General features: G+C 62.8%; 18 protein-coding genes. 16 read left to right on the top strand and 2 right to left on the bottom strand.

Annotated elements, in window-relative coordinates; genetic code table 11:
• Positions 1–15: 15 nt before the first annotated feature.
• The 5 genes from IVA95_RS17715 (at position 16) to IVA95_RS17695 (ending at position 4,974) form a co-directional block, all read left to right on the top strand.
• Complete coding sequence (locus IVA95_RS17715) at positions 16–1,236, top strand: ABC transporter substrate-binding protein (protein WP_247511621.1); 1,221 nt, start codon at positions 16–18, stop codon at positions 1,234–1,236.
• 87 nt (positions 1,237–1,323) lie between these two features.
• Positions 1,324–2,187: a branched-chain amino acid ABC transporter permease gene (locus tag IVA95_RS17710; protein ID WP_247511620.1), complete on the top strand. Its 864-nt coding sequence runs from the start codon at positions 1,324–1,326 to the stop codon at positions 2,185–2,187.
• 1 nt (position 2,188) lies between these two features.
• A complete protein-coding gene (locus IVA95_RS17705; protein ID WP_247511619.1) occupies positions 2,189–3,157 on the top strand; it encodes a branched-chain amino acid ABC transporter permease in 969 nt (322 codons plus the stop codon).
• Between the two features lie 152 nt (positions 3,158–3,309).
• The gene (locus IVA95_RS17700) at positions 3,310–3,954 is read left to right on the top strand and encodes a DUF47 domain-containing protein (RefSeq protein WP_247511618.1); all 645 of its coding nucleotides are present in this window, start codon (positions 3,310–3,312) and stop codon (positions 3,952–3,954) included.
• A gap of 15 nt (positions 3,955–3,969) precedes the next feature.
• The gene (locus IVA95_RS17695) at positions 3,970–4,974 is read left to right on the top strand and encodes an inorganic phosphate transporter (RefSeq protein WP_247511617.1); all 1,005 of its coding nucleotides are present in this window, start codon (positions 3,970–3,972) and stop codon (positions 4,972–4,974) included.
• On the opposite strand, the gene sugE is transcribed toward IVA95_RS17695, so the two are convergent.
• Entirely contained in the window at positions 4,966–5,289 is a 324-nt protein-coding gene (gene sugE, locus IVA95_RS17690; RefSeq protein ID WP_247511616.1) for a quaternary ammonium compound efflux SMR transporter SugE, read from the bottom strand. The genes IVA95_RS17695 and sugE overlap by 9 nt on opposite strands.
• A 155-nt stretch (positions 5,290–5,444) precedes the next feature.
• On the opposite strand from sugE, the gene IVA95_RS17685 reads away from it, so the two are divergent.
• The 7 genes from IVA95_RS17685 to IVA95_RS17655 all read left to right on the top strand — a co-directional run bounded on the left by IVA95_RS17685 (position 5,445) and on the right by IVA95_RS17655 (position 12,454).
• Complete coding sequence (locus IVA95_RS17685) at positions 5,445–7,064, top strand: peptide chain release factor 3 (protein WP_247511615.1); 1,620 nt, start codon at positions 5,445–5,447, stop codon at positions 7,062–7,064.
• Between the two features lie 270 nt (positions 7,065–7,334).
• Positions 7,335–8,060, top strand: a complete 726-nt coding sequence (locus tag IVA95_RS17680) for a crotonase/enoyl-CoA hydratase family protein (RefSeq protein WP_247511614.1) — start codon at positions 7,335–7,337, stop codon at positions 8,058–8,060.
• Between the two features lie 59 nt (positions 8,061–8,119).
• The gene (locus IVA95_RS17675; protein ID WP_247511613.1) at positions 8,120–8,677 is read left to right on the top strand and encodes a TetR/AcrR family transcriptional regulator; all 558 of its coding nucleotides are present in this window, start codon (positions 8,120–8,122) and stop codon (positions 8,675–8,677) included.
• Positions 8,678–8,749: 72 nt separating this feature from the next.
• Entirely contained in the window at positions 8,750–9,352 is a 603-nt protein-coding gene (locus IVA95_RS17670) for a hypothetical protein (RefSeq protein WP_247511612.1), read from the top strand.
• Between the two features lie 87 nt (positions 9,353–9,439).
• Complete coding sequence (locus tag IVA95_RS17665; protein ID WP_247511611.1) at positions 9,440–10,024, top strand: NnrU family protein; 585 nt, start codon at positions 9,440–9,442, stop codon at positions 10,022–10,024.
• A gap of 1 nt (position 10,025) precedes the next feature.
• Entirely contained in the window at positions 10,026–10,847 is an 822-nt protein-coding gene (gene panB / locus IVA95_RS17660) for a 3-methyl-2-oxobutanoate hydroxymethyltransferase (protein ID WP_247511610.1), read from the top strand.
• An 11-nt stretch (positions 10,848–10,858) separates the two neighbouring features.
• On the top strand, positions 10,859–12,454 hold the full coding sequence (locus IVA95_RS17655; RefSeq protein WP_247511609.1) for a class I adenylate-forming enzyme family protein: 1,596 nt from the start codon (positions 10,859–10,861) through the stop codon (positions 12,452–12,454).
• Between the two features lie 8 nt (positions 12,455–12,462).
• Here IVA95_RS17655 and IVA95_RS17650 read toward each other — a convergent pair whose 3' ends face one another.
• A complete protein-coding gene (locus IVA95_RS17650) occupies positions 12,463–13,320 on the bottom strand; it encodes a hypothetical protein (RefSeq protein ID WP_247511608.1) in 858 nt (285 codons plus the stop codon).
• Between the two features lie 242 nt (positions 13,321–13,562).
• Between IVA95_RS17650 and IVA95_RS17645 the strand changes: the two genes are divergently transcribed.
• The 4 genes from IVA95_RS17645 to IVA95_RS17630 are packed head-to-tail and all read left to right on the top strand — an operon-like array spanning position 13,563 to position 17,452.
• The gene (locus IVA95_RS17645; protein ID WP_247511607.1) at positions 13,563–14,216 is read left to right on the top strand and encodes a tetratricopeptide repeat protein; all 654 of its coding nucleotides are present in this window, start codon (positions 13,563–13,565) and stop codon (positions 14,214–14,216) included.
• A 29-nt stretch (positions 14,217–14,245) separates the two neighbouring features.
• Positions 14,246–14,764 carry a hypothetical protein gene (locus IVA95_RS17640; protein WP_247511739.1) on the top strand — a complete coding sequence of 173 codons (519 nt, stop codon included), beginning with the start codon at positions 14,246–14,248 and terminating at the stop codon, positions 14,762–14,764.
• A gap of 55 nt (positions 14,765–14,819) precedes the next feature.
• Positions 14,820–16,202: a ribosome biogenesis GTPase Der gene (gene der / locus IVA95_RS17635; RefSeq protein ID WP_247511606.1), complete on the top strand. Its 1,383-nt coding sequence runs from the start codon at positions 14,820–14,822 to the stop codon at positions 16,200–16,202.
• Entirely contained in the window at positions 16,199–17,452 is a 1,254-nt protein-coding gene (locus tag IVA95_RS17630) for a TCR/Tet family MFS transporter (RefSeq protein ID WP_247511605.1), read from the top strand. The genes der and IVA95_RS17630 overlap by 4 nt, the downstream gene beginning before the upstream one ends.
• Positions 17,453–17,463 lie beyond the last annotated feature (11 nt).

Genomic DNA, 17,463 nt, shown 5'->3' with positions numbered 1-17,463 from the left:
ATTAATGGAGATACTATGAAACATCGGATTTCAGCTCTCTTCCTCGGCACGGCTCTGGCGCTGGCCGCAGGCGGCGGCGCCATGGCGCAAGACAAGACCGTCAAGATCGGCGTGCTCACCGACAATTCCGGCCTTTACTCCGACCTCGGCGGCGCCGGCTCCACGCTCGCCGCCCAGATGGCGGTTGAGGATTCCGGCCTCGCGGCCAAGGGCTGGAAGATCGACGTCGTTTCCGCCGACCACCAGAACAAGCCCGACATCGGCACCACCATCGCGCGTCAATGGATCGACGTCGAGAAGGTCGACATCTTCGTGGATGTGCTGAACTCCGGCGTGGCGCTGGCGGTCAACAATCTGGTGAAGGAGAAGAACGCCGTCATGATCAATACCGGCGCGGCGACGTCGGACCTCACCAATGCACAGTGCTCGCCGAACACGATTCACTGGGTCTACGACACCTACATGCTCGCAAACAGCACGGGGCAGGCGCTGGTGAAGGCCGGTGGCGACACCTGGTACTTCCTGACCGCGGACTACGCTTTCGGCCACGCGCTGGAACGCGACACCGCCGCGGTCGTCGTGAAGTCGGGCGGCAAGGTAATCGGCACCGTCAGGCATCCCCTGAATTCGTCGGATTTCTCCTCGTTCCTGCTGCAGGCGCAGGCTTCCAAGGCGAAGATCATCGGCATGGCTAACGCCGGCGGCGATACCACCAATACGATCAAGCAGGCGTCGGAATTCGGCATCGTGGCGGGCGGACAGAAGTTGGCCGGGCTGTTGCTGTTCATCAATGACGTCCACTCCCTCGGCCTCAAAGTGGCTCAGGGACTGAACTTCACCGAAACCTTCTACTGGGATCTGAACGACGGCACCCGCGCGTTTTCCAAGCGCTTCTCCGAGCGCATGAAGAACAAGGCGATGCCGTCGATGGTGCAGGCCGGCGTGTATTCGGGCCTGATCCACTATTTCAAGACGATTGATGCCATGGGCGGCAATCCGCATGACGGCGTCAAGGTGGTGGCGAAAATGAAGGAAGCGCCGACCGATGATCCGCTGTTTGGCAAGGGCACGATCCGCCCCGACGGCCGCAAGCTTCATCCGGCCTACCTGTTTGAGGTCAAGAAGCCTTCCGAATCCAAGGGACCGTGGGACTATTACAAGCTGGTTGGAACGACCCCCGCAGATCAGGCATTCCGGCCGCTGTCGGAAAGCGTCTGCCCGCTGGTAAAGAAGTAATACGATCGCCCGCCGGCACTCGTGCCGGCGGGCGCCTTCTCGCGTCACAACGCGATTTGCGTCACAACGAGATCGAGTGCGAAGCCGATGCAAGCTCTTTACGCCCAGCTTTTGGTGGGGTTGATCAACGGGTCGTTCTACGCGCTGCTCAGTCTCGGGCTGGCGGTGATCTTCGGCATGCTCAACATCATCAATTTCGCCCACGGTGCGCTCTACATGATGGGCGCGTTCTGCGCGTATTTTCTGTTGAACATCGCCGGCATCGGCTATTGGCCGGCGCTGATCATCGCGCCCATAGCGGTCGGCATTTTCGGCATGATCCTGGAACGGACCATGCTGCAATGGCTCGCCGGCCTCGATCATCTCTATGGATTGCTGCTGACATTCGGATTGGCGCTGATTATCCAGGGCATCTTTCAGAATTATTTCGGTTCGTCGGGGCTACCCTATGCGATTCCCAGTGAACTGCAGGGCGGCATGAACCTCGGATTCATGTTCCTGCCGATTTACCGCGGCTGGGTGGTTGTCTTCTCGCTCGTGGTCTGCCTTGCCACCTGGTTCCTGATCGAGAAGACCCGGCTCGGCGCCAATCTGCGTGCGGCGACTGAAAATCCGACCCTGGTGCGTGCGTTCGGCATCAACGTGCCCAGGATGATCACGCTGACCTATGGGCTTGGCGTTGGCCTCGCGGCGCTGGCCGGCGTGCTGTCTGCGCCGATCAACCAGGTGCGGCCGCTGATGGGCGCCGACCTGATCATCGTCGTGTTCGCGGTGGTGGTGATCGGCGGCATGGGATCGATCATGGGATCGATCATCACCGGATTTGCGCTCGGCGTGATCGAGGGGTTAACGAAGTATTTTTATCCGGAGGCTTCCAACACGGTGGTCTTTGTACTGATGGTGCTGGTATTGCTGGTGAAGCCTTCTGGATTGACGGGACGGGCGGCCTGACATGACGGCAATGACGGACGACACATTAAAGGTAACCCCGCGCACTTTACGCGACGAGATGATCTTGTTCGTCATCATGGCGGCGTTGCTGGCGATCGTGCCCTTGACCGGCATCTATCCGTTCTTCGTCATGCAGGCGCTGTGCTTTGCTCTACTCGCCTGCGCGTTTAACCTTCTGATCGGTTATGGCGGTCTGCTGTCGTTTGGCCACGCGATGTTTCTGGGCACAGCAGGCTATTTTACGGCGCATGCGCTGAAGGTCTGGGGCTTTACGCCGGAGCTTGGAATTCTGTTCGGCACCGCTGGCGCGGCCGGGCTTGCCGTGATCACCGGCGTCGTCGCCATTCGTCGCCAAGGCATTTATTTCGCGATGATTACGCTGGCGCTGTCGCAATTGCTGTACTTCGTCTATCTGCAGGCGCCGTTCACCCATGGCGAAGACGGTATCCAGGGTATTCCGCAAGGCTATCTGTTCGGAATCTTCAATCTCGCGAAGCCGACGGTGCTTTATTACGTCATCCTCGCCGGGTTCCTGTTCGGCTTTCTGCTCATTTTTCGCACCATCAACTCGCCGTTCGGCGAGGTCCTGAAATCGATCCGCGAGAACGAGCCGCGCGCGATCTCGCTGGGTTACAAGACCGACCAGTACAAGCTTGTCGCATATATCCTCTCCGGGACCATCGCGGGCTTTGCCGGCTCGCTGAAGGTGTTCGTGGCGCAGAACGCCTCGCTCACCGACGTGCACTGGACGATGTCGGGTGAAATCGTGCTGATGACGCTGGTCGGCGGCCTCGGCACGGTGTTCGGTCCGGTCGTCGGGGCCTTCGTTATCATTGCCATGCAGCAATATCTGGCCGGTTTCGGCCAATGGGTGACGGTGATCCAGGGCGTTATCTTCGTGGCCTGCGTGTTGACGTTCCGCCGGGGCATCATCGGCGAGATCGCGCATTATTTCCGCCGATCCCTGTAAAAACGGCGGGTTTTGGCGCAGTTTTCGGCTTCACAAAGCGGTGGATGACCCGGTCCCCGGGACCCGCCGTCGCGCGCTTTTCCCTCGAATGGTCTATGACAGTTTTGTGACAGATCGCTCCGCGGCTGTTTCTGAACAACGGAAGATTACCCATGCTGCGTTGGTTTCGTGCCTTTTTGCCCAAGGAGGAGCGGTTTTTTGATTTATTTGCTCGCCACGCCCAGACGGTCGTGCAGGGCGCGCTGGCGTTGCAGGACATGATGCGCGGCGGCGAGGAGACGCCGGTATTCTGCCAGCGCGTCAATCAGTTCGAAAACGACGCCGACGGCATCACCCGCGAGGTCCTGACCGCCGTCCGCCGCACTTTCATTACTCCGTTCGACCGCGGCGACATCAAGAATCTGATCACGTCGATGGATGACGCGATCGACCAGATGCAGCAGACCGCGAAGGCGGTGGTGCTGTTCGAGGTCCGAACGTTCGAGCCTCCGATGCGCGAGATAGCCACGCTGTTGGTCGAGTGCGCCAATCTGGTCAGCCGCGCGCTTCCCCTGATGAAGTCGATCGGGAGTAACGTTGCAATGCTGACCGCCATCACGGAGGAAATCGGAAAACTGGAGGGCCGTATCGACGATCTCCACGATATCGGATTGAAGGAGCTGTTTCTCAAGCACCGCAACGGCAATTCGATGGATTTCGTCGTCGGCGCCGAGATCTACAAGCATCTCGAAAAGGTGTCTGATCGCTTCGACGACGTCGCCAACGAGATCAACTCGATCGTGATCGAACAGGTATAGGGCAGGGCCAATTCAGTGGACGCCACCCTGGCTTTTCCAATCCTGGTCTTCTTAATTGGCGTCGCGCTGTTGTTCGATTTCCTCAACGGCCTGCACGACGCCGCCAACTCAATCGCCACGATCGTATCGACCCGCGTGCTGCGCCCGCAATATGCGGTGTTCTGGGCGGCCTTCTTCAATTTCATCGCCTTCCTCTTCTTTGGGCTGCACGTCGCCAACACGATCGGCAAGGGAATCATCGAACCGGACGTCGTCGATGCGGCTGTGATCTTCGCTGCGCTAATCGGTGCAATTGTCTGGAACCTGATTACCTGGGGGCTTGGCATTCCATCCTCGAGTTCGCACGCGTTGATCGGCGGACTGGTCGGCGCCGGCGTGGCGAAGGCCGGGATTTCGGCCGCGGTCTGGAGCGGGCTGTCCAAGACGCTCTTGGCGATCGTGCTGTCGCCGCTGGTCGGGTTTCTGCTCGCGCTGGTGCTGGTTGCGATCGTATCTTGGCTGTCGGTGCGCTCGACGCCGTTTGCGGTCGATCGCGCCTTCCGCATTCTGCAATTCGTCTCGGCGTCGTTCTATTCGCTCGGCCATGGTGGCAACGATGCGCAGAAGACCATGGGCATCATCGCGGTGCTTTTGTATTCGCAGGGCTACCTCGGGGCGGATTTTGCCATCCCGTTCTGGGTCGTGATTTCCTGCCAGGCGGCGATGGGGCTCGGCACGTTGATGGGGGGCTGGCGGATCGTCCGCACCATGGGACTGCGGATCACCAAGCTGACGCCGATGCAGGGCTTTTGCGCCGAGACCGGTGGGGCTGCGACCCTGTTCATGGCCACCTATCTCGGGGTTCCCGTATCAACGACCCACACCATTACCGGCTCGATCATCGGGGTCGGCGCGGCGCGGCGCGTCTCGGCGGTCCGCTGGAACGTGGCGAGTTCGATCGTCTATGCCTGGGTAATCACCATTCCGGCGTCCGCGATTATCGCCGCGCTGACCTATTGGGCGGTGTTGTTGCTACGCTGATCCGGTGACGAGTTTGAGCCCGACAATACCGGCCACGATCAGTCCGATGCAGGCGAGGCGGGCGGCGGTCGCAGGCTCGCCGAACAGCGCGATGCCCAGGATTGCTGTTCCAACCGCGCCGATACCGGTCCATACCGCGTAGGCGGTTCCGATCGGCAGAGCTTTCACGGCAAGACCCAGCAGGATGATGCTGCCTGTCATGCAGGTGAGCGTCAGGACGGATGGAACGAGCCGTGTAAATCCCTCGGTATATTTGAGGCCAATCGCCCAACCCACTTCCATGAGACCGGCGACGAACAATACGATCCAGGCCATGACAACCCTCCGAACCAGGCAGGGTCGTCCCCGCGGATGAGCTGTGAAATCGGAAGGTCGTCCTTCCGCAGCCGATATGGGACTGGCTAGCAGCGTCCGCAACCACCAAATGAGGCTTGATTAGCCCGGTTTTCCCTGCCAAACGCTCGAGCCTCATGTCCGACATTGCCGTCACCGCCGAATCGCCGTCCCGATCGCCGCTTGCCGATGAAGTGGCGCGGCGGCGCACATTTGCGATCATCTCCCACCCGGATGCCGGCAAGACCACGCTGACCGAAAAGCTCCTGCTGTTCGGCGGCGCCATCAATCTGGCGGGGCAGGTCAAGGCCAAGGGCGAGCGGCGCAACACCCGTTCCGACTGGATGAAGATCGAGCGCGAGCGCGGCATCTCGGTCGTGACCTCGGTGATGACGTTCGAGTTCGAAGGCCTCGTCTTCAACCTGCTGGACACGCCGGGCCACGAAGACTTCTCGGAAGACACCTACCGCACGCTGACCGCTGTCGATTCCGCCGTCATGGTGATCGACGCCGCCAAGGGCATCGAGGCGCGCACCCGAAAACTGTTCGAGGTGTGCCGGCTGCGCGACATTCCGATCATCACCTTCATCAACAAAATGGACCGCGAGAGCCGCGACACGTTCGAACTGCTGGATGAGATCGAAAAAACATTGGCGCTCGACACCACGCCGATGACCTGGCCGGTCGGCCGCGGCCGCGACTTCCTCGGCACCTACGACGTCGTGAACGGCGGCGTGCGCCTGCTCGAAGGCGGCGGTGCCAAGACCGGCGCGACCGAGCAGATTGATATCGCCGATCTCGCCGGCCGCAACCCCAATCTCGACGTCGCCGAGATCAAGGATGAGCTCGCCCTGGTGTCGGAAGCCTGCAAGCCGTTCGAGCTGGAGGCGTTTCGCGAGGGCCACCTGACGCCGGTCTACTTCGGCAGCGCGCTGCGCAATTTCGGCGTCGGCGACTTGCTGGAAGGTCTTGGCAAGTTCGCGCCAGCGCCCCGCGCGCAGGACAGCAATTTGCGCAAGGTCGAAGCCGCCGAACCGCGCATGAGCGCCTTCGTGTTCAAGATCCAGGCCAATATGGATCCGAACCACCGCGACCGCATCGCGTTCGCGCGGCTCTGCTCCGGCAAGCTCAGCCGCGGCATGAAGGCGAAGCTGGTGCGGACCGGCAAAAACATGTCGCTGTCGTCGCCGCAGTTCTTCTTCGCGCAGGACCGCTCGGTGGCCGATGAAGCCTTTGCCGGCGATGTCGTCGGTATTCCGAACCACGGCACTTTGCGGATCGGCGACACGCTGACCGAAGGCGAGGACATCACCTTCGTTGGCGTCCCGAGTTTCGCGCCGGAAATCGTCCGCCGCGTGCGGCTGACGGATGCGATGAAGGCGAAGAAGCTGAAAGAGGCGCTGCAGCAGATGTCGGAAGAGGGCGTGGTGCAGGTGTTCCGGCCCCGCGACGGCGCACCGGCGCTGGTCGGCGTCGTCGGTCCGCTGCAGCTCGACGTGCTGAAGGCGCGGTTAGATGCGGAATATTCGCTGCCGGTGGAATTCGAGGTTTCGGAATTCCAGCTCGCTCGCTGGGTCTCGTCCGACGACCGCAAGAAGCTCGATGCCTTCATCGCGGCCAACGGTTCGGGCATCGCCGACGACGTCGACGGCGATCCCGTGTTCATGGCCAAGAATGAGTTTTACCTGGGCTATACCAGGGAGCGGGCCGAAGGGATCACCTTCTCCAACGTCAAGGACGTGAAGAAGAAGGCGTAGGGCGGCGCGTTCGCGCCAACCTCCGGCGTCGTCCTCCGCGAAAGCGGGGGACCCAGTACGCCGTGGCTTATCGGTAAATCACTGACGTCTCTGGAATAGTGGATCGTCCGGTCGAGCCGGACGATGACAGCCAGTGTGACGTTGGTCGCTCACCCCACATATGCATCCAGTGGATGCCTGCATGCATTCCGAGTCCGGAAAAATCGCTTGCGCCGCGATGTGGCGTGCAGAAGTATCCACTGGATGCTTATGAACAAAGGGAGACCGTCCATGAATGATCTCGCAACCTATTCCCGTTCCGGCCCAATCGGCACCATCGTGATCGACGACGGCAAGGCCAATGTGATGTCGCTTGCCATGCTCGACGCCCTGCATGCGGCATTCGACCAGGCGGAAAAGGACAAGACGGTGGTCATCCTGAAGGCCCGCGGTAAGCATTTTTCAGGGGGATTCGACCTCAACGTCTTCGCCAAGGGCAGCGCCCAAGACCAATATCTGATGGTGAAAGCGGGCGCGGAACTGGCCTTGCGCATCCTGTCGTTCTCGACGCCGGTGGTGGCGGCCTGCCAGGGCAACGCCTATCCGATGGGAGCCTTCCTCATCATGTCGAGCGACCACCGCATTGCCGCCGAGGGCGACTACCGGATCGGCATGAACGAGGTCGCGATCGGGCTCACGGTGCCGCGTTTTGCGATCGAGATCGCACGGCAGCGGCTGACGCCGGCCTATTTCAGCAGGGCGGTAATGACCGCGGAGATGTTCGGCCCAACGGAAGCCGTCACCGCCGGCTTCTTCGACCGCGTCGTTCCGGCGGATGCGCTGGAGCACAGTGCCGCGGAGACCGCGCAGGCGCTCGCCACGATCAACATGGCCGCCCATGCCGCCACCAAGGCGCGGGCGCGCGGGGCGGTGATCAAGATGATGCGCGACATGATCGACGAGGACATCACGCCGCAGTATGGCGAGGACCGTGTTGCCGGGCGGGCATCCGCCTGACGGAAAGCTTCGGCCGCCCGGCAGTGGCGTTGCATCTCACGCCTTTGTATGAAGGGGACATGACCGCAAAGCCGCGCCGGGCGACCTACCGCCACGGCAATCTGAAATCCGAAGCGCTGAAGGCCGCGACCCGCCTGGTCGCCTCGGCCGGCCATGAGCAGTTGAGCCTGCGCGAGGTCGCGGAGGCCGTCGGCGTCGCGCATCGCTCGCTGTACAATCATTTCGCTGACCGCGAAGCGCTGCTCGACGCGGTCGCGGCCGAGGCCTACACGCGGCTCGCCGCCATCCTCGTCAAGGCGGAGACGCCACAGGACTACACCGCGAAATATGTCCGCTTCGCGCTCGCCAACCGCGCGCTTTACGCCCTGATGACCAGCCGCCCGCACGCCACCATGAAGCACAATCCGCCGCTGCAGGCCGCGGTTCATAAGGTCATCGCCCAGGCCATGCGGATATTCTGCCAGGATATCGAAAGCCCGGCCGAGCGTCGCCGCGCGGTGATGAAGGTCTACATTACGCTCTATGGCGGCATTTCGCTCTATACAGCCGGCGTCCTCGACCAACCCAGCGAGAAGGCCCTAATTGCGGAACTATCAGCCATGAACGCAGGGATGTGATCACCGTCCGCCTTGATACGGGACGAAGCGCGCATCAGCTTAGTTGGGTCGCCTTTCAGGACTTTGGGCCGCATGTTCCGGTGCATCATTGTCTGCCTGATCACCACATTCATTGGGATGAGTGCCGCCGGCGCCCAATCACGGCGCCAGATCGACGCCACGCCGTTTTCGCACGCGCCCTGCAGCGTGCTCGACGGCCAGCCGTGCACGCCATCGTTCTGCAGCATATTCAACGATGGCCCGTGCATTCCCGAGATCGATTATCCCTACGGCCAGAACCTGCAACTCACGATCGAAACCGTGCCGCCGCAGGACCAGGCCGCGAAATACCGGAAGCCGGATCATGATCTCGATACGATCGGCGACCTCTTTGCGGCGCTGCGCTCCTGCTGGGCGCCGCCGCCTTCCGAGGTCGCGCGCGCGGGCATGCAGATGTCGGTTCGCTTCAGCTTCAAGCGCTCGGGCGAGATCATCGCGGCGCCCCGCGTGACCTATGCCACGGCAGGCGTTCCGGCCGACACCCGCGCGGCCTATCTCAACGCGATCAATGCATCGCTGGCGGCCTGCACGCCGTTGAAGTTTTCCGGCGGACTTGGCGGCGCGCTTGCCGGGCGACCGATCGCGATCCGCTACGTCGATAACCGCGATTTAGGCAAACAGGCGGAGAAGCCGTGACGGCAGCCGCGTGGCGCATTGCGCACCGAGCCCTTAAAATGATACGCGGATAATCTGGAAAACCAGCCGCGCAACGGGAGGCACGTCATGGGACTGCTGGTGTTGATCCTGGGCCTGATCCTGTTCTTCGGCGTCCACACGCTCACCACGCAGCGCAAGCTGCGCGCGCAGGTGATCTCCGCAACGGGCGAGAGCGGCTACAAGATCGGATACGCGCTGGCTTCGTTCGCTGGTCTGGCGCTGATCATCTGGGGCTTTGCGACGTATCGCGCGACGGGCTGGATCGACGTCTGGTATCCGCCGGTGGCGCTCAAGCACATCGCGGTCGCCCTGATGCTGCCCGCGATCATCATGGTGGTCGCGTCCTACATCCGCGGCCGGATCTATACGACGCTGAAACATCCGATGCTGACGGGCATCAAGCTGTGGGCGGCGACGCACCTGCTCGCCAATGGCGACCTCGGTTCGATCATCCTGTTCGGCTCGTTTCTCGCATGGGCGGTGTATGACCGCATTTCGCTGAAATATCGTTCCGACGCCGGCGCCCCGCCGATTCCCGTCGGCGGTCCCGGCAACGATTTGATCGCGATCGCGGTCGGTCTCGTCGTCTATCTGGCGCTCGCCTTCGCGTTCCATCCGGTCGTGATCGGCGTCCCCGTGGTTGGAGCCTAATATGTCTGTGCAATCTGCCATCAAGCGCAAAACGGCGCCGGACATCCGTGCGCGCAAGAACGGCGAGCCGATCGTGATGCTGACGTCCTACCATGCGCATACCGCGGCGCTGGTCGATCGACACTGCGACGTCATCCTGGTCGGCGATTCCCTCGGCAACGTCATGCACGGTTTCGAGACCACGGTGCCGGTGACGCTCGATATGATGATCCTGCAGGGCCATGCGGTGATGCGCGGCTCGAAGCATGCCCTCGTGGTGGTAGACATGCCGTTCGGCTCCTATGAGGCCTCGAAGGAGCAGGCGTTTCATTCCGCGGCGCGGATATTGAAAGAAACCCACTGTGGCGCGGTGAAGCTCGAAGGCGGCGTGCGCATGGCGGAAACCGTCGCGTTCCTGTCCGAGCGCGGCGTGCCGGTCATGGGCCACATCGGACTGACGCCGCAATCGATCAACACGCTCGGTTCGTTTCGCGCGCAGGGCCGCGACGAGGGCCGTTGGGATCCGATCCTGAAAGACGCCCAGGCGATCTCGGATGCCGGTGCGTTTTCGGTCGTGGTCGAAGCGGTCGCCGAGCCGCTCGCGCGCAAGATCACGGAAACCGTTGCCATTCCGACCATTGGCATCGGCGCCAGTGCGGCCTGCGACGGCCAGGTGCTGGTGCTCGAGGACATGCTGGGCCTGTCGCCGCGGACGCCGAAATTCGTGCGCCGCTATGGGAATCTCGGCCCCGCCATCGAAGCGGCGATCCAGGGCTACGCCAACGACGTGCGATCGCGCGCCTTCCCGGGACCCGAGCACGTCTACGAGATGAAGAAGAGCTGAGCGGGCGCGCCATGGACTGGTCCCAGCACTCCATTCCGGCGATGCGGCTCGAGCCGCGCTTTGGCGACCGAATCGTTCCGGTCTTTTGTGAACGGCCCAAGAGCATTCCGGCGATGGTGGCCGAAGCGGTTGCAACCAACCCGGATGGCGAGGCGCTGGTCTGCGGCGCTACGCGAATGACATGGCGCGAAGTGGCGCAGCAGTCCGCGCAAATCGCAGCGGGATTTCTGAAACTCGGCCTGCAGCGCGGCGACCGCGTCGCGCTACTGCTCGGCAACAGAATCGAATTCGTGCTCACAATCTTGGGCGCGGCCCATGCCGGGCTGGTGACAGTGCTGCTTTCGATCCGCCAGCAAAAGCCCGAGATCGCCTACGTGCTCACCGATTGCGGGGCAAAGTTCCTGATCCACGAGGCCTCGCTGGCCGACCGCGTGCCCGATGCGGGCGATATCCCTGAAGTCATGCATCGGATCGTAGTCGACGACGATCCGGCGCTCTCGCGTTTTTCCGAACTCGCTGACAACGCACCGCTGGTCGCACCAATCGAGGTCGGCGAAGAGGACACTGCCATGATCCTCTATACGTCGGGTACCACGGGGCGGCCAAAGGGCGCGATGCTTGCCCATTGCACCATCATTCATTCGGCCATGGTGTTCGTCTCGTGCCTGAAGCTCACTGCCGCGGATCGATCGATCGCCGCAGTGCCGCTCGGGCATGTCACTGGCGTAGTCGCCAACGTCATGACCATGGTCCGTTGCGCCGGCGCGCTGATCATCATGGCGGAGTTCAAGGCCGCGGAATATTTGAAGCTCGCCGCGCGCGAGCGCGTCACCTACACCGTGATGGTGCCGGCGATGTACAATCTCTGCCTGCTGCAGCCGGATTTCGACAGCTACGATCTGTCGAGCTGGCGGATCGGCGGCTTTGGCGGCGCGCCGATGCCGATCGCCACGATTGAGAAGCTCGATGCCAAGATTCCCGGCCTGAAGCTGATGAATTGCTACGGCGCGACAGAGACCACGTCGCCTTCGACCATGATGCCGGGCGAATTGACCGCAGGCCATATCGACAGTGTCGGCTTGCCTTGTCCCGGCGCGCAGATCGTCGTGATGGATGCCGAGGGCCGCGAATTGCCGCGCGGCGAGATCGGCGAAATCTGGATTCACGGCGGCTCCGTGATCAGGGGTTACTGGAACAACCCGAAGGCGACGGCGGAGAGTTTTACGGCCGGCTTCTGGCATTCCGGCGATCTCGGCTCGATCGACGAAGAGAATTTTGTCCGCGTGTTCGATCGGCAGAAGGACATGATCAACCGCGGCGGGCTCAAGATCTATTCCGCCGAGGTCGAGTCGGTGCTTTCAGGCCATCCCGACGTGGTCGAGAGCGCGATCATCGCAAAACCGTGCCCGGTGCTAGGCGAGCGCGTTCATGCCGTCGTCGTGACGCGGAATGCCGTTAGCGGCGAAGCGCTGCGCGCCTGGTGCGCCGAACGGCTGTCGGACTACAAGGTGCCGGAAACTATGGATCTGCGGACGGACCCGTTGCCTCGCAATGCCAACGGCAAGGTGATGAAGCGGCAGCTCCGCGAGGCTTTCACGGCGGGCTGAGCGGCGGCTTAGAGCTTCGGCGCGCTGCCTTTGGGCATCGCGCTCTCGCTATGACCGGCGGCGAGCGCGGCACTGTCGATCGTGGCGGCGCTGACGAGTTGCTTGACGTCCAGCAGAGTGAATTGCGCGATACCGACACGGTCGGCCAGCGTGCCCGGAACGAGCTGCACACTCAACACGCCATCGCAGTTCGCGCCCTTGGCCTCGGTCAGCATGGCGCCCGGTTCCTTGGCTTTGGCCTGCGCGCGCTTGACGACCGCCACGCAACTGCCGCGCACGGTGTCGCCGTTGAGCTTGACGGCGGCCCTTGGGTCGAGCGGCTTGCCGATCGCCTCGAGCGCGGTCGCTTCCTTGTACTTGCCGCCGACAGACATGATCGAGCCCTTGCGGTAGATGTAGTACAGATGTTGGTCGCCGACGATGGTCGGCACGCCGTATTTGCCCATGATCTCCTTGATCATATCCGCTTTCGACGGCTGCTGATCCGGTGCGAAGGTCAGGTTGCGGGCGACGAAATAGGCGCGGTTGGCGCTCGCGGGCGAGGAGAAGCTGGTCGAGAGCATCTCGCCGTTCTGTTTCGAACCGGCAGGGAGGCTGAAACTCAACGCGGAGACGTAGCTGGCACCGCCGAACTTCTGTTGCTGGATATCGGTCTTGGTGTCGGTACGTCCTTTGAACAGGGAATCAAAGGTGGCGCGCGCGAATTCGGCGTTCGATTCGGTCGAGATGCCCAAAATGTCGGGGCGCAGCTTGCCCGAGAATGCCGTTTCGGGCGCCTTCGGCTTGAAGTCTTCGGCCAGTGACGCTGCGGCCAGGGATACCAGGCCGATGGCAAGCAGCATCGAAACCAGCGCGTGGCGAGGCATGAAACACCTGAAAAAAGGGTAGGATCGACAATGGAAGCGGCCGGGATTACGCCAAGTTTTGAACCGCGATGTCAACATCGCCAGCCGATTTCGGAGGCGTTTGGGAGCCGCTGTTAACGCTTTGATCCGCCTCGCTTTGCCTTGCCACCGCCATATCGATAGGCTACGCCCCGGCGATGCGGGGATCGGCCGCGCGATACTGCTGCCGAAGTTGCGGTTCCTCGGGGATGGGATACCTTTAAGTGTCTGAATTATTTGATGAAGTAGACGAGGAGGTCCGTCGCGAGCAGCTCAAAAGGCTGTGGGACCGGTATTCGCTTCTGATCATCGCTGGCCTGATTTTAATCATCGCCGCCGTGGGCGGCTGGCGCGGCTACCAGTATCTGGAGGCCAAGAAGGCGGCCGAGGCGGGGGCGGCGTTCGACAAGGCGGTCGAGCTTTCGGAAGCCAACAAGCACGCCGAGGCTGAAGCAGCGTTCGCCGATCTCGTTGCGAAGGCGCCGTTCGGCTACCGCGTGCTGGCGCGGTTGCGCCTGGCGGCAGAGATTGCCAACCGCGATCCGCAGGCGGCGGCAAAGATGTTCGACGAGATCGCGGCTGACCGCAGCGTCGGCGTTGCCGAGCAGGATCTGGCGCGGATTCGCGCGGCCCAGTTGTTGTTGGAAAGCACCAGCTATCCCAACATGAAAGAACGCCTCGAAGCCGCTGCTGCGCCGGGCTCGACCTTTCGCCATACCGCGCGCGAATTGCTGGCACTGTCGGCCTGGCGTGCCAACGATGCCGCAGCGACGCGGCAATGGCTGGATATGATCGCCAATGACGGCGAAACGCCGCCGAGCCTGCGCTCGCGTGCCGAGGCCTTGCAAGCTCTGCTTCCGCCAGTCGCCAAGAGCTGACGGAGAACGAGTTGAGTGGGAAACCGACCATGCGCCGCCCGCAACGTTTGATCGCAGCCGCCATTCTCGTCGCGCTTTCCGGCGCACTGGCAGGCTGCGGCGGTGGCGGCTTGGGTAATTTCGATCCCACCGACATGCTCGATTTCCTCGACACCAAGAAGAAATTGCCCGGTGAGCGCAAGCCGGTGTTCCCCGAAGGTGTGCCGGGCCTTGAGCAGGGCGTGCCGAAGGATCTCTACAGGGGCGCCAACCAACAGGTTGAAGACCCGAACGCCCAGGCTGCCGCTGCGGCTCCGCCGGAAGAACTGAAATCGAAGCGTGGCGCGAAATCCAGGAGCAAGCAGGCCGCCGCACCCGCCGCTGCGGACCCTGACGCCGCGCCCGAGGAAGAGGGCAGCACGGCCGCCGCGCCGCCAGCCCCCAAGCCGGCCAAGATCGTGCGCAAGCGCACCACGGCTCCCCCGCCCGATCAATCGGCCGCGCCGGCGCAATCCTCGCAACGATCGGCTTTCCCGGCTCCGATGCCGAGCGGCAGTTTCTCGCGCTAATTTGTTGTTTTCGTTCGATTGACACGCCCTTCAGAAACGGGCGTTTGGATCATTTATGTCCTTTACGATCGCCATCATCGGCCGACCCAACGTCGGCAAGTCGACGCTGTTCAACCGGCTGGTCGGGCAGAAGCTCGCGCTGGTGGATGACGAGCCCGGCGTCACGCGCGACCGCCGCGAGGGCAGCGCGCGTCTCGGCGATCTCGAATTCACCGTGATCGACACTGCAGGCCTCGACGAGGGCGCCAAGGGCTCGCTCACGGCACGAATGCAGGAGCAGACCGAAACCGCGATCAGCCTGGCCGATGCGCTGATGTTCGTGATCGACGCCCGCGCGGGCCTGACGCCGAACGATCGCGCCTTTGCCGATTTCGCACGCCGCGCCAATAAGCCGGTGGTGCTGGTCGCCAACAAGAGCGAGGGCAAGCACGGCGAAATCGGCGCGATGGAATCCTACGCGTTGGGGCTCGGCGATCCCGTGCAGATTTCGGCCGAGCACGGCGAGGGCATGAGCGATCTCTACGACGCGCTCGCCGCACTGATGCCCGAGCCAGCAGAAGAGCGGGAAGAGTTCGACGACGACGATGTTATATCCGACGAGGATCTCGCCCAGCGTCCGATCCGCGTCGCCATCGTCGGCCGCCCCAACGCCGGCAAATCTACGCTAATCAATCATCTGCTCGGCGAGGAGAGGTTGTTGACCAGCGCCGAGGCGGGCACCACGCGCGATTCCATTTCGGTGGAGATCACCTGGCAGGGACGCGATTTTCGCGTGTTCGATACAGCGGGCTTAAGGCGGCGCTCGCGGATCGAGGAGAAGCTAGAGAAGCTGTCGGTGGCTGACGCACTGCGCGCGGTGCGCTTTGCCGAAGTCGTCGTGCTGACGATGGATGCGCAGAACCGGTTCGAGGAACAGGATTTGCGCATCGCCGATCTGATCGAACGCGAGGGGCGGGCGATCGTGCTCGCGGTCAACAAATGGGATTTGATGGAGCGCAAGCCGCATCTGATTTCGGCGCTGCGCCGCGATGCCGATCACTGGCTGCCGCAGGTGAAAGGTGCCCCCATCGTCGCCGTGTCCGGCTTGATGGGCGAGGGCATCGATCGCCTGATGACCGCAATCCAGGACGCCTACGCAGTCTGGAACAAGCGCGTGCCCACGGCCGCGCTCAATCGCTGGTTCGAGCAGGCAGTCGATGCCAACCCGCCGCCCGCCGTGTCGGGCCGCCGGCTGAAGCTGAACTATATCACGCAGCCCAAGGGACGTCCGCCGAGCTTCGTGCTGTTCTGCTCGCGGGCGGATGCCGTGCCGCAATCCTATTTGCGCTACCTCACCAACAGCCTGCGTGAAGCGTTCGACCTGCCGGGCACGCCGATCCGCATTACGCTGCGCGAAAAGGCCAATCCGTTCGCGCACAAGCGCAAGCGGCCCTCATGAGCGAACAGGCGTCCACCGCTGCTGCCGACGATACGCCGCCGGTGCGCAGCGGCGCGGCGGCCTTTATCTTCGTCACCATCCTGCTCGACATGCTCGCGCTCGGCCTGATCCTCCCGATCCTGCCCAAGATCGTGGAGAGTTTTGTCGACAACGACACCGCGACGGCCGCGCAGATATTCGGTTTGTTCGGCGCTGCCTGGGCGCTGATGCAGTTCCTGTTCTCGCCGATCCTTGGCGCGCTCTCCGACCGGTTCGGCCGTCGGCCGGTGATACTGCTATCGAATTTCGGGCTGGCGCTGGATTACCTGTTGATGGCGCTGGCGCCGTCGCTAACCTGGCTGTTTATCGGGCGAGTGATCTCAGGCATCACCTCGGCCAGCATCTCCACGGCCTTTGCCTATATTGCCGATGTGACGCCGCCGGAACGGCGCGCCGCAGTGTTCGGCAAGATCGGCGCGGCCTTCGGCGCCGGATTCATTCTCGGCCCCGCCATCGGCGGCCTGCTCGGCGGCATGGATCCGCGTCTGCCGTTCTGGGTCGCGGCAGGCCTGAGCTTTGCGAACGCGCTATACGGCTGGCTGATCCTCCCCGAGTCGTTGCGGCAGGATCGGCGCGCGCCGTTCCACTGGAAGCGCGCCAGTCCACTCGGCGCGCTGCACTTGCTGCGTTCCAACCGGATTCTCGCGGGATTGTCGCTGGCGAATTTCTTTGGCCAGGTCGCGCATGTGGTGCTGCCGTCCACCTTCGTGCTCTACGCCACCTATCGGTATGGCTGGGACACGACAACAGTGGGGCTCACGCTCGCGTTGGTGGGCGTGTGCGCCATGGTGGTGCAGGGTGCGGGCGTTGGGCCGATCGTCACGCGTCTTGGCGAACGCCGCGCGCTGCTGCTCGGGCTTGCCTGCGGCGGGCTGGGATTCTTCATCTATGGCGCGGCCCCGACCGGACCGTTGTTCTGGACTGGCATTCCCGTCATGGCGCTGTGGGGCGTGGCAGGCGCGGCGATCCAGGCCCTGACGACGCAGCTCGTTGCGCCGGATCAGCAGGGCCAGTTGCAGGGAGCGACCAACAGCGTCAACAGCATCGCCCAGATGGCGGGTCCGTTTCTGTTCACGCTGACCTTTGCTTATTTCATTAGCGATCAGGCGCCGGTGAAAATGCCGGGCGCGCCGTTCCTGCTAGCGGCAGCGTTGCTGGGGCTCGCGCTGGTGATCGCGTGGCGGACGTTGGCGATGACGCCCAAGCGCTGAATTGTAGGGTG

The organism is Bradyrhizobium sp. 157 (genome assembly GCF_023073815.1).
Taxonomy (GTDB): Bacteria; Pseudomonadota; Alphaproteobacteria; order Rhizobiales; family Xanthobacteraceae; genus Bradyrhizobium.
This window is presented reverse-complemented; position numbering and strand designations above follow the sequence as displayed.

Excerpts from the sequence above, each read along its gene's own strand:
- IVA95_RS17710 (WP_247511620.1), top strand. The coding sequence starts at position 1,324 with ATGCAAGCTCTTTACGCCCAGCTTTTGGTGGGGTTGATCAACGGGTCG.
- der (WP_247511606.1), top strand. The coding sequence starts at position 14,820 with ATGTCCTTTACGATCGCCATCATCGGCCGACCCAACGTCGGCAAGTCG.
- IVA95_RS17680 (WP_247511614.1), top strand. The coding sequence starts at position 7,335 with ATGAATGATCTCGCAACCTATTCCCGTTCCGGCCCAATCGGCACCATC.
- IVA95_RS17630 (WP_247511605.1), top strand. The coding sequence starts at position 16,199 with ATGAGCGAACAGGCGTCCACCGCTGCTGCCGACGATACGCCGCCGGTG.
- IVA95_RS17665 (WP_247511611.1), top strand. The coding sequence starts at position 9,440 with ATGGGACTGCTGGTGTTGATCCTGGGCCTGATCCTGTTCTTCGGCGTC.
- IVA95_RS17670 (WP_247511612.1), top strand. The coding sequence starts at position 8,750 with ATGTTCCGGTGCATCATTGTCTGCCTGATCACCACATTCATTGGGATG.
- panB (WP_247511610.1), top strand. The coding sequence starts at position 10,026 with ATGTCTGTGCAATCTGCCATCAAGCGCAAAACGGCGCCGGACATCCGT.
- IVA95_RS17700 (WP_247511618.1), top strand. The coding sequence starts at position 3,310 with ATGCTGCGTTGGTTTCGTGCCTTTTTGCCCAAGGAGGAGCGGTTTTTT.
- IVA95_RS17675 (WP_247511613.1), top strand. The coding sequence starts at position 8,120 with ATGACCGCAAAGCCGCGCCGGGCGACCTACCGCCACGGCAATCTGAAA.
- IVA95_RS17685 (WP_247511615.1), top strand. The coding sequence starts at position 5,445 with ATGTCCGACATTGCCGTCACCGCCGAATCGCCGTCCCGATCGCCGCTT.
- IVA95_RS17650 (WP_247511608.1), bottom strand. The coding sequence starts at position 13,320 with ATGCCTCGCCACGCGCTGGTTTCGATGCTGCTTGCCATCGGCCTGGTA.
- IVA95_RS17640 (WP_247511739.1), top strand. The coding sequence starts at position 14,246 with ATGCGCCGCCCGCAACGTTTGATCGCAGCCGCCATTCTCGTCGCGCTT.
- IVA95_RS17715 (WP_247511621.1), top strand. The coding sequence starts at position 16 with ATGAAACATCGGATTTCAGCTCTCTTCCTCGGCACGGCTCTGGCGCTG.
- sugE (WP_247511616.1), bottom strand. The coding sequence starts at position 5,289 with ATGGCCTGGATCGTATTGTTCGTCGCCGGTCTCATGGAAGTGGGTTGG.
- IVA95_RS17655 (WP_247511609.1), top strand. The coding sequence starts at position 10,859 with ATGGACTGGTCCCAGCACTCCATTCCGGCGATGCGGCTCGAGCCGCGC.
- IVA95_RS17705 (WP_247511619.1), top strand. The coding sequence starts at position 2,189 with ATGACGGCAATGACGGACGACACATTAAAGGTAACCCCGCGCACTTTA.